Source organism: Nocardia sp. NPDC050718, from assembly GCF_040654235.1.
Lineage (GTDB): Bacteria > Actinomycetota > Actinomycetes > Mycobacteriales > Mycobacteriaceae > Nocardia.
This window is the reverse complement of the sequence record NZ_JBFAHQ010000004.1, coordinates 453229-463111: the sequence shown is the minus strand read 5'-3', so window position 1 is coordinate 463111 and position 9883 is coordinate 453229. Positions and strand designations below refer to the sequence as shown.

The window sequence follows — 9883 nt, the reverse complement described above, 5'->3', positions numbered from 1 at the left end:
GGCGGTGGCGGCGTACGGATCCCTCGTCTGGGTCGGCCAGGCCCTGGGTCCACTCACCGACGCGATCACCGAGGACCTGATCCGCGTCACCGAACAGATGATCCCGGTGACCGACATCGCCTTCGACCTGGCCGACCTGCGCGCCGCCAGCATCGCCGAGAACATCGCCGTCGTGCAGTACGTCCTGGCCAACAACATCGACCCGGCCACCGTCAGCCCACCCGCGGGCGCCGCCGCCTACGCCCAGCGCCTGGCCCGGCGCGGCGTGCCGCTGACCGTCCTGCTGCGCGCGTACGGCCTGGGCCAGTACCGCCTCCTCGACGCGGCCATCGGCCTGATCCTCGCCGTCCCCGGCCCCGACCAGGCCACCAGGATCGCCGAACTGCTCCGCTTCGCCGGCACCTACCTGGACCGGCTCAACTCGTCCATGGGCCGGATCTACGAGACGGAACGCGACCGCTGGCTCAGCAGCCGCCAAGCCGCGCGCCAGCAGTGGATCGCCCGCCTGCTCGACAGCGACGACGTCGACGTCCCGGCCGCCGAGGAAGCCCTCGACTACCGGCTCGACCAGTCCCACCGCGCCGCGGAGGTCTGGACCCCACCGGACACCCCGGGAGCCGACGCGGCCCGCGCGCTCGACCAGGCCCGCCAGCTCCTGTCGACGGCGATGGGCGCCAGGGGAGCGGAGCTGGCGGCCGCGACCGGCGAACGCGCGCTGCGCATCTGGTTCCCGTCCACCGGCGACCACCACATCGCACCCGAGGACCTCGCGAACCAGATCACGGCCTCCGGGCTGCCCGTCCGGGTCGCCATCGGCACCGTCGGTGACGGGCTCCCGGGATTCCGGAACTCCGCCCGCAGTGCGGCCCGCGCCAAGAACCTCGCCGTGACCGCGGGGCCCGACGCACCACCGGTAGTCGACTTCGACACCGTTGCCCCGTTCGCGCTGCTGTCCGACGAACCCGACGAGCTCGCCGGACTGGTCCGCCGCGTCCTCGGACCGCTCGCCGACGACGGCGCCAAGATGGCCATGCTCCGCCACACCCTGGAGGTCTTCCTGGCCGAGGGCGGCAGCTACTCGGGCACCGCCCGCCTCCTCGACGTCCACCGCAACACCGTCCAGTACCGCATCCAGCAGATCACCGGCCGCTACGGAATCACGTTGGACGGGGACAACTTCCGTCTACGGTTCGCCCTCGGTGTCTGCCGCTGGTATCGTCACATCATTTTTCGGACATTCTGACTCCGAACAGTTTGTGCCCGACGCACAGTCTGGGGGAGTGATCTCTTCGACGGTGGTGGTTGGCGGGCGTAGTGTTGGTAACCCGGGCGGCAGGAGTTGACCATGTCCATACGCGCCATTCCGGCGATAGTCCGGACCGCTGCGATAGCTGTGGCCATCGGTGCGGCCACGCTCGTCGGCGCAGTCGGTCAAGCAGCCGCCGACGTCGAACCCGGCACGTATACGTCGACGACATGGTCGGGCGGCATCGTGCTCCTGCAACGCGATGGGCGAGTCGAAGACGGGAACCTGGTCTTGATAGGGCGGTACCCAATTCATCCGACGCCCGACGGTGGTTACGTCGACCTCTTTCCCGGCCACCGAGTCGTCCTGATCAGGGACGGACAGGGCGGGTACGCGGGTCCGGCGTATTTCGGAGACGTGGTGATCGGTTCCATCACGCTGACGCCCAAGCGTTGACCCCGGACGCACAGCGGGGAGGAGTCGGCGTTTCGTCTGCCGCCATACGCCAGGGTTCTAGTTGACATAATGTGCATTATCGGCGTTTGAACGGCGCCGGTCGGGTGGGTGTTTTGCATTATTGGATGCAGCGTCTGCCGACATGCATTGCGTGCCGATCGATGGCCGAGCCGCCCGTTCCTGTTCCGCATCGACCCGCGAGAACTTCTTCGCATTCACAACGCCGCGTATCGACAGTTTCGATATGTGAGGTCGAATTCCGCATCTGCCGCCGAATGATCAATTCATGACCACTCGTGATGAATGCCTTCAGCTGCCGGTCGACGGCTCCGGATATCGAGAAATCCTGGATTCACGGGTCCGTGGCGACAGGGCGCGCACTCCCCCTCCACTTCCCCGGTGCCATCATTTCGTCACTGTGACGCAATGATGGCACCGGGAAGTCATGAATAGATCGCGTCGACGTCGGTCGCGTACTTCTTCATGACCTCCGCACGCCGCAGCGACATCTTGGGGGTCAGTTCGCCGGTCGCCTCGGTCCAGTCGGACGGCAGGATCCGGACCTTCTTGATGGCCTCGGCGTGGGACACCAGCGTATTGGTGTCGGCGACGGCGGCATCGATCTCGGCGACGAGATCGGGATTCTCGACAAGGGTCTGGATCGGCGTATCGGCGGGCAGGTTGTGTCGTTGCCGCCAGCCGGGAAGAGCCTCGGGATCGAGGGTGATCAGTGCGCCGACGAACGGGCGGCCGTCGCCAACGACCATTGCCTGACCGATCAGCGGATGTGCGCGCAGGGAATCCTCGAGCAGGCCCGGCGAGACATTCTTGCCGCCCGCGGTGACGATGATTTCCTTTTTGCGGCCGGTGATCGTGAGGTAGCCGTCCCGGTCGATGGCACCGAGGTCGCCGGTGCGGAACCAGCCGTCGGTGAAGGCGTCCGCGGTGGCGTCGGGGTTTCCCCAGTACTCGTGGAACACCACGGGACCGCGCAGCAGGAGTTCGCCGTCGTCGGCGATCTTGATGGCGTGCCCGTCGGTCGGGCGGCCCACGGTGCCGACCCTGGTGTGCTGCGGGGTGTTCACGGTGATGGCCGCGGTGGTCTCGGTGAGTCCGTAGCCCTCGTAGATGGGAATGCCCGCGCCGCGGAAGAAGTGGCCGAGGCGGGCGCCGAGCGGTCCCCCGCCGGAGACGGCCGCTCCGCAGCGTCCGCCGAGCGCGCCGCGCAACTGCCGATACACGAGCCTGTCGAACAGGGCGTGCTCGAGCCTGAGCAGGAGTCCCGGCCCACCGTTGTCCAGCGACTCGCTCCAGGCGATGGCGGTCTCGGTGGCCCGGTCGAAGATCCGGCCCTTGCCGCCGGCGTGCGCTTTCTGCTTGGCGCCGTTGAAGACCTTCTCGAACACGCGTGGCACCGCGAGGATGAAGTGCGGTCGGAAGCTGCCGAATTGGTCGACGAGGGTGGACCAGTCGGCGCTGAACCCCACGATGACCTTGGCATCGAGGGCGGCCAGGGTGACCGCGCGCGCGAACACGTGCGCGAGCGGCAGGAACATGAGTGTCTTGTGGCCGTCGACGACGAAGTCCGCCAGCTCGATCCGGTCGGACTTCGATTCCGCGTAGAGGTTCGCGTGGGACAGCAGGACGCCTTTGGGTCGTCCCGTGGTGCCCGAGGTGTAGATCAGGGTGGCCGGGGAGTTCGCGTAGACCTGTGCGCGCCGGGTGTGGACGGTCTCGTCGTCGAGGTCGGCGCCGCGCCTGGTCAGTTCGGCGACGGCGCCCTGGTCGATCTGCAGGATCTCGGTGAGCGCGGGCAGTGCGGCGCGGTCGATCTGGTCGATGACGCGGCGGTGTTTGTCGCTGTCGACCACCAGCAGTTGGGTCGCGGAGTCCTGCAGGATCCATTTGGCCTGCTCGGCGGCGGAGCTGTCGTAGATGGCGACGGTGCAGCCGCCGGCGGCCCAGATGGCGTGGTCGAGCACGACCCACTCGTAGCGGGTGGGGGCCATGATGGCGACCCGGTCGCCGAGCCCGACGCCGGAGGCGATGAGGCCCTTGGCGACATCGGTGACGGTGCGCGCGAATTCGGCGGCGGTGACGTCGCCGGTCGCGACGTCGAACAGGACCGTGTCCGGCGAGTGTTCGGCGTGCCGGAACACGCTGTCGGAGTTGTTCGCGTGTTCCGGAACGGTGTAGGAAGCGGGGGCTTCGAACTCGCGCATCAGGTGCCCTTCCACGTGGGGGTGTCGAGTGAGGTGTCCGCTAGTGCGCGGTGGCTGGTTCCTGGCGGTGGTCGAGGCCGAGCCGGTGGAGGCCGCGCAGGTCGTAGAGGTGGGTGGCGACGGCGCCGAGGACCAGTCCGATCGCGAGGCCGACGAGGGTCATCGCGAGGCCCTGGCCCATACCGGCTTCGAGGTTGCCGTCGAAGAACAGGATGGCGCGCACGGCGAGGTAGATCTGGTGCATGGGTTCGAACGCGGCCAGGTCGGCGATCCAGCGCGGGGTGGCTTCGAGCGGGATGGTGCCCGAGGACGACGGGATGCCGAGGACGACGAAGACGATGAGGTTGATCATCAGGCCCGCGGTGCCGAAGGCGGCCATGACCGACAGGCCGGTGACGGCGATGGCGATGATGGCGAGGGTGCCGTAGAGGAACAGCATCAGCGGTCGCTCGATGGACATGTCGAGCAGGGCGCCGATGCCGAGGAAGACGCCGGAGGCCAGTGGTGCGCTGATCGCGGCGATCGCCCATTTGATGAGCAGGGTGCGCCAGCGGCTGATCCGGGCGCGGTCGGCGATCTTGTGCCAGGGGCCGTATTCGGCGGGGACGAAGCCGAGGGAGCCGTCGACGAGGGAGTTGATCATCATCGCGCCGCTGAAGCCGACGATCAGCAGGACGAGGGTGTAGAAGAAGGCGGCCAGGCCCTGGCCGGTGCCTTCGGGTAGCGGGTGGTACGGGGTGACGACGACGTCGATGGGCTGGGTGAGCTGGAGCTTGGCCGCTCCGCTGAGGGGTGCGGTGCCGATCGCGCCGCGGACCTGGTCGGTGAGCTGGGTGCCGACGGTGGTGTTGACCTGGGTCATGGCCTGGTCGGCGATCGTCGCCATGATCTGGGCGGCGAGGGTGCCCGCGCGGGGGTTGGTCAGGACGGAGATGATCGGCTGTTCGACGTCGCCGGGGACGATCGAGGACGCGCCGAGGACGGCGACGCGTTTGGTGAAGTCGCCGGGGATGACGATGGCGCCGTAGACCTCGCCGTTGCGTAGTTGGCGTTGGGCTTCGTTGAGACCGACGGTGCGCAGGTCGATCTTGTCGGCGGGAATGTTCTCCCCCAGTGCCGTGGTGATCTGGGCGCCGAGGTTGGTGGGTGTGCCCGCGAGGGTGTCGCCGACGTCCTGGTTGACGACGGCGATCGGGAAGTCGTGCAGGTGCTTCTGTGGGTCGGCCGTGTAGCCGAGGTACATGGTGCCCAGGAGTGCGGCCAGCACGGTGACCAGCGTAATCGGTGCCAACCACTCGCGGATCGGCATGCTGCTCGGCGGGCGCGGCGGCGCGGTGTTGTCAGTCATGGCATCGTTAATGTAGTCAGCGACTACAAAGTAGTCAATGCAAACATTCGATGGCGGTCGGATATCCTGCCAACACCATGTCCTTGCACTCGCGCTACCACCACGGAGACCTCCGCGCCGCGCTGCTGCAGCACGCCGAGGCGGCGCTGCGCACGGTCGGGGCGGACGGCCTGTCGCTGCGTCAGCTGGCCCGCGACACCGGGGTCAGTCACGCGGCCCCGAGCCGGCACTTCCGGGACAAGCAGGCACTGCTCGACGCGCTGGCCGTGACCGGGCTCGAACGGCTCGGCGCCTGCTTCGAACAGGCCGTGACGACCGGCCCGATCACGACGCGACTACAGACCTTCGCGCGGGCCTATCTCCGCTTCGCCCTCGACAATCCCGAACTGCTCCCGCTGATGTTCGCGCGCAGGCACAGCTCCACCGACACCGGCATCCAGGCGGCCGCGGATCGCGCCTTCGCCATCCCGATCGCGATGATCGCCGAGGGCCAGGCCGCAGGCGAGATCGTGCCCGGTGACCCGAAACGGCTCGGGGTGACCGCGCTGGCGGCCGTTCAGGGTCTGGCGACCTTCGTCGGGTCGGGGTACACCGCCGACTACGACGCCGAACAGCTCCTCGACGATCTGGTCCGGCACATGACGCTGGGGCTCCTCCCCCGCTCCTGATCGGTCCTAGCCGGTCCCGGCGAGGATGACCGGGCGGCCGTTGCGTGGCTGCGTCGGCCGGTTGCTGTGCGGGAACAGGGCGCGATACCGGTCGACGTCGGCGATCGCCACGGGACTCGGGGTGCGCAGCACGATCCAGGCCACACCTTCGGTGCACGGCGGCGTGGTCAGCGAACCCTCGTAGCGGAACTGGGCGAGATCGTCGGGCAGGAATGTGCGGGGGTCGATATTGCTCAGGGTGCGGGTGGCGCCGACGCGATCCGGGGACGCGGTGAGGACCCTGCTCACCGGCGCCGGTGCGTGCTGGGCGTGCAGGAGGACGGCGAGAACGGCCAGCCGTCCGGCCGCGTCGGTGTGCACGAGGTGCAGTTCCATGGCGGTCTCGGCGCCGACGACGGTGTGTTCGCTGGGCAGGTGGAAGTGGTACTGGGTCAAGGAGAACGGGGTGCCGTCGACGATGATCCGGTTGCCCGAGCCGGCGGGCACACTGGTCTGGATGGTGTGGCCGGTGTTGGTGAGGGTGGCCGTGGGGGTCGGTCCGTACACGATCTCGATGTGGTCGGCGGGGTGGGCCTCGGCGGCGTCGGGTAGGTCGATCGGTGACTGGGCGTGACCGTTGCGGCAGGTGGCGTAGTGCTTGTCGAGATCGGCCCAGTGATCGGGTCCCTCGGCGTCGTAGTCCCAGTGGGGTGCGGTGGCGGTGGTGTCGGCGGCGCCGCACCCGGCGACCGCGAGCACTGCCAGGGCGGCGAACGCCTTGCGGCGGTTCAGGACGACTCGATGTGTCACCGGCGCGACTCCTTGCCACGATTCGGCCACCGGTCCGGCGCTGTCGGTCGACGCGTCCGGAGCGGCGGGGCGATCAGAGCGCACGCCGAAATCAGCGAGTCACCGCCGTCTCCGGAATGTCCGATTGGTACCGAATATCCCTCTGGTGCAGGTGATTTCGCGTGCAACGGACACTCAGGCTAGGCCGGTGAGTGCGGCGCGGACCAGAGGGGAAGGCGGCGAGATACGTCACAGCGGACGCGACGGAAGTGGGACTCCTCCCCCCGGGAACCGTTGTCCCGGGGGGAGGATAGCGGCGGCTCAGGCGCCGACGTAGTCCGCGAGATGCTCGCCGGTGAGGGTGGATCGGGCGGCGACGAGGTCGGCCGGGGTGCCTTCGAAGACGATCTGGCCGCCGTCGTGACCGGCGCCGGGGCCGAGGTCGATGATCCAGTCGGAGTGGGCCATCACGGCCTGGTGGTGTTCGACGACGATGACCGACTTGCCCGCGTCGACCAACCGGTCCAGCAGGCCGAGCAGCTGTTCGACGTCGGCCAGGTGCAGGCCGGTGGTCGGTTCGTCGAGGATGTACACCCCGCCCTTGTCGGACATGTGGGTGGCGAGCTTCAGGCGCTGGCGTTCACCGCCGGACAGCGTGGTGAGCGGCTGGCCGATGGTGAGGTAGCCGAGGCCGACCTCGGTGAGGTGGGTGAGGATCTTGTGGGCGGCGGGCGTCTTGGCCTCCCCCTCGCCGAAGAACTCACGGGCCTCGTCGACGGGCATCGACAGCACCTCGCTGATGTTCTTGCCCGCGAAGGTGTAGTCGAGCACCTCGGCCATGAACCGCTTGCCCTCGCACACCTCGCACACCGTGGAGACGCCGGCCATCATGGCCAGGTCGGTGTAGACGACACCGGCGCCGTTGCAGTTCGGGCACGCCCCTTCGGAATTGGCGCTGAACAGGGCCGGTTTGGCACCGGTGGCCTTGGCGAAGGCCTTGCGGATGTGGTCGAGCAGGCCGGTGTAGGTGGCGGGGTTGCTGCGCCGGGAGCCCTTGATGGGCGCCTGGTCGATGGAGATGACGCCCTCGTCGATCGGGATCGAGCCGTGCACGAGCGAGCTCTTGCCCGACCCGGCGACACCGGTGATCGCGACGAGTACGCCGAGCGGGATGTCGACGTCGACCGCGCGCAGGTTGTTGGCCGTGGCGCCGCGGATCTGCAACGCGCTCCCCGACTCGCGCACCGTGTCCTTGACGGCGGCCCGGTCGTCGAAGTGGCGGCCGGTGACGGTCTTGCTGGCGCGCAGCCCGTCGACGGTGCCTTCGAAGCAGATGGTGCCGCCCTTGGAGCCCGCGGCGGGACCGAGGTCGACGATGTGGTCGGCGATGGCGATGGTCTCGGGCTTGTGTTCGACGACCAGGACGGTGTTGCCCTTGTCGCGCAGGCGCAGCAGCAGATCGTTCATGCGCTGGATGTCGTGCGGGTGCAGGCCGGCGGTGGGCTCGTCGAAGACGTAGGTGACGTCGGTGAGCGAGGAGCCGAGGTGGCGGATCATCTTGACGCGCTGGGCTTCACCGCCGGACAGGGTGCCCGAGGGGCGCGACAGCGACAGGTAGCCGAGGCCGATCTCGACGAACGAGTCCAGGGTCTGGCGCAGCGATTCCAGCAGCGGGGCGACCGAGGGATCTTCGATGCCCTTGACCCATTCGGCGAGATCGGTGATCTGCATGGCGCAGGCGTCGGCGATGCTGATGCCGTCGATCTTGGACGAGCGGGCTTCGGCGCTGAGGCGGGTGCCGTCGCAGTCGGGGCAGGTGCCGAAGGTGACGGCGCGTTCGACGAAGGCGCGCACGTGCGGCTGCAGCGCATCGACGTCCTTGGACAGCATGGATTTGCGGATCTTGGGGATCAGGCCCTCGTAGGTGAGGTTGATGCCGTCGACCTTGATCTTGGTCGGTTCCTTGTAGAGCAGGTCGGCGAGCTGCTTCTTGGTGTACTTCTTGATCGGCTTGGCCGGGTCGAAGAAGCCGCTGCCCTTGAAGATCCGGCCCATCCAGCCGTCCATGCTGTAGCCGGGGATGGTGAGCGCGCCCTCGTCGAGCGACTTGTTCTCGTCGTAGAGCTGGGTGAGGTCGATGTCGTTGACGGTGCCCTTGCCCTCACAGGTGGGACACATGCCGCCGGTGATGCTGAAGCTGCGGCGTTCCTTGACGGTGACGCCGTGCTTCTCGACGGCGACCGCGCCGGAGCCGCTGATCGAGGCGACGTTGAAGGAGAAGGCCTGCGAGGAGCCGATGTGCGGGTCGCCGAGGCGGCTGAACAGGATGCGCAGCATGGCGTTGGCGTCGGTGACGGTGCCGACGGTGGAGCGCGGGTCGGCGCCGAGGCGGGACTGGTCGACGAGGATGGCGGTGGTGAGGCCTTCGAGGACGTCGACGTCGGGGCGCGACTGGCTGGGCATGAAGCCCTGGACGAAGGCGCTGTAGGTCTCGTTGATGAGGCGCTGGGATTCGGCGGCGATGGTGCCGAAGACGAGCGAGCTCTTGCCGGAGCCGGAGACGCCGGTGAAGACCGTCAGTCTGCGTTTGGGGATCTCGACGCTGATGTCGCGCAGGTTGTTCACCCGGGCGCCGTGCACCCGGATCAGGTCGTGGGCGTCGGCCGGCTCGACGGTCGCGGTGCTGGACTTCTTGGCCGTGCTCATGGATCTCCCTCAGGTCGGTCGGCGTCGCCGGTTTCTCGAATCTACCGGCGGTGGTGCTTACTTGGTCTGCTGGATGCGAACCATGTTGCCCGCGGGGTCGCGGAAGGCGCAGTCGCGGATTCCGTAGGGCTGATCGGTGGGTTCCTGTACCACTTCGGCATCGCCCGCCTGGAGCTTCTCGAACAGGCCGTCGAGGTCGTCGGTGGCGAGGTTGATGCCGGCGTAGGTGCCCTTGGCCATCATCTCGGTGATGACGCGGCGCTCGTCGTCGGTGATGCCGGGGTCGGCGGCGGGCGGGTGCAGCACGATCGCGGTGCTGGGCTGGTCGGGCGGGCCGACGGTGATCCAGCGCATGCCGTTGTAGCCGACGTCGTTGCGGACCTCGAAACCGAGCGCGTCGCGGTAGAAGGCGAGGGCGGCGTCGGGGTCGTCCTGGGGCAGGTAGCTCTGGTGAATGGTGATGTTCATG

At 68.1% G+C, this 9883-nt stretch carries 8 protein-coding genes; 3 read left to right on the top strand and 5 right to left on the bottom strand.

The window, feature by feature from the left end:
• The first annotated feature begins 4 nt into the window (after positions 1-4).
• Positions 5-1243 (top strand): helix-turn-helix domain-containing protein, encoded by a 1239-nt coding sequence (locus tag AB0H54_RS21180; RefSeq protein WP_357347055.1) that lies wholly within the window; start codon positions 5-7, stop codon positions 1241-1243.
• A gap of 102 nt (positions 1244-1345) precedes the next feature.
• Positions 1346-1702: a hypothetical protein gene (locus AB0H54_RS21175; protein ID WP_357347053.1), complete on the top strand. Its 357-nt coding sequence runs from the start codon at positions 1346-1348 to the stop codon at positions 1700-1702.
• A gap of 443 nt (positions 1703-2145) precedes the next feature.
• Here AB0H54_RS21175 and AB0H54_RS21170 read toward each other — a convergent pair whose 3' ends face one another.
• Positions 2146-3924 carry a long-chain fatty acid--CoA ligase gene (locus AB0H54_RS21170; RefSeq protein ID WP_357347051.1) on the bottom strand — a complete coding sequence of 593 codons (1779 nt, stop codon included), beginning with the start codon at positions 3922-3924 and terminating at the stop codon, positions 2146-2148.
• A 40-nt stretch (positions 3925-3964) separates the two neighbouring features.
• Complete coding sequence (locus AB0H54_RS21165) at positions 3965-5272, bottom strand: ABC transporter permease (RefSeq protein WP_357347049.1); 1308 nt, start codon at positions 5270-5272, stop codon at positions 3965-3967.
• Between the two features lie 77 nt (positions 5273-5349).
• Here AB0H54_RS21165 and AB0H54_RS21160 point away from each other — a divergent pair, with 77 nt between their 5' ends.
• Positions 5350-5940, top strand: coding sequence for a WHG domain-containing protein (locus AB0H54_RS21160; RefSeq protein ID WP_357347047.1), 591 nt, complete (start codon positions 5350-5352; stop codon positions 5938-5940).
• A gap of 6 nt (positions 5941-5946) precedes the next feature.
• Here AB0H54_RS21160 and AB0H54_RS21155 read toward each other — a convergent pair whose 3' ends face one another.
• The 3 genes from AB0H54_RS21155 to AB0H54_RS21145 form a co-directional block, all read right to left on the bottom strand.
• Positions 5947-6729: a carbonic anhydrase family protein gene (locus tag AB0H54_RS21155; RefSeq protein WP_357347045.1), complete on the bottom strand. Its 783-nt coding sequence runs from the start codon at positions 6727-6729 to the stop codon at positions 5947-5949.
• 300 nt (positions 6730-7029) lie between these two features.
• On the bottom strand, positions 7030-9414 hold the full coding sequence (locus tag AB0H54_RS21150) for an excinuclease ABC subunit UvrA (protein WP_357347043.1): 2385 nt from the start codon (positions 9412-9414) through the stop codon (positions 7030-7032).
• 57 nt (positions 9415-9471) lie between these two features.
• A complete protein-coding gene (locus AB0H54_RS21145) occupies positions 9472-9882 on the bottom strand; it encodes a VOC family protein (protein ID WP_357347041.1) in 411 nt (136 codons plus the stop codon).
• Position 9883: the final 1 nt, after the last annotated feature.